This window comes from Streptomyces roseochromogenus subsp. oscitans DS 12.976 (genome assembly GCF_000497445.1).
In the GTDB taxonomy this organism is placed as follows: domain Bacteria; phylum Actinomycetota; class Actinomycetes; order Streptomycetales; family Streptomycetaceae; genus Streptomyces; species Streptomyces oscitans.
The window spans coordinates 8,206,813-8,207,724 of the sequence record NZ_CM002285.1 but is presented as its reverse complement, the minus strand read 5'-3'; the positions used below and the strand labels follow the sequence as shown (position 1 = coordinate 8,207,724).

At 75.7% G+C, this 912-nt stretch carries 1 protein-coding gene; it reads right to left on the bottom strand.

Features of this window, described 5'->3' with window-relative positions; all coding sequences use genetic code 11:
- On the bottom strand, positions 1 to 912 hold a 912-nt coding region (locus M878_RS85150), incomplete at both ends, for a glycosyltransferase (protein WP_023552433.1).

Sequence of the window (912 nt, the reverse complement as noted above, 5' to 3'; positions counted from 1 at the left end):
GACCTGTCCGGCCACCACGGGCTGATCGTCACGGATGGGCGCGACGACGAGCGGGACGCCGTGCCACAGCGCCTCGCACACGGTGTTGTGCCCGGCGTGGCAGATGACCGCGTCCACCCTTTCCAGCAGGGGGAGTTGGGGCACCGACGAGAGGACCAGGACGTCCTTGTCGCCGGGCCGTGCCGCGAGGAGGCCACCCGGGTCGGCGATCACCGCCTGCACCCGGTCGGCGCGCTCGCGCAGCGCGGTGCGGCACTCGGCGAGGAACCGGCCGCCCGCGTCGGCGTTCGCCGTGCCCAGGGTCACCAGGACCTTCGCCCGGCCCTGGTCCAGTCGTTCCCAGGGGAAGCCGGGGCCGGCCGGGCGGTCGGCGAGGGAGGGGCCGACGTAGTGAATGTGCGGGGCCAACGGGGCCTGGGGGCCGATGAGTTCGGGCGTGCTGAACACCAGCAGCAGATGCGGCGAGTACCGGGGGTCGGCGGTGCCGGACGGGTCGCCGATGCGGGCGCGCAGCTCGGTCAGGCGATCGCTCAGCCAGGCGGCGACCTTCGGCAGCCCGTCGTAGGCGCCGGTGAACTCCGCCGGGGTGGTGGCCGAAGTGGCCCACGGCAGGCCGAGGCGTTCGGCCACCAGGGCGCCGGCGAAGGCCTGCTGGTCGGCCACGACCACGTCCGGGCGGAACACCTCGGCCGCCGCATGGACGCCCGGTGCCATGGCGTCGGCCAGCGGCAGCAGGTACCACTCCCACAGAAACCTCAGTGCCTCAGCGCCCCGCAGGTCCGGCGGTCGTACGACGCCCTCGGCGCCCGGGACCGGACCCGCGCAGCCGAAGACCTCGGCGTCGGCGCCCGCGAGCCGGCGCACCAGCGCCGGGTCCGCGCACGCCCAGGCCACCCGGTGTCCGCGCGCGGC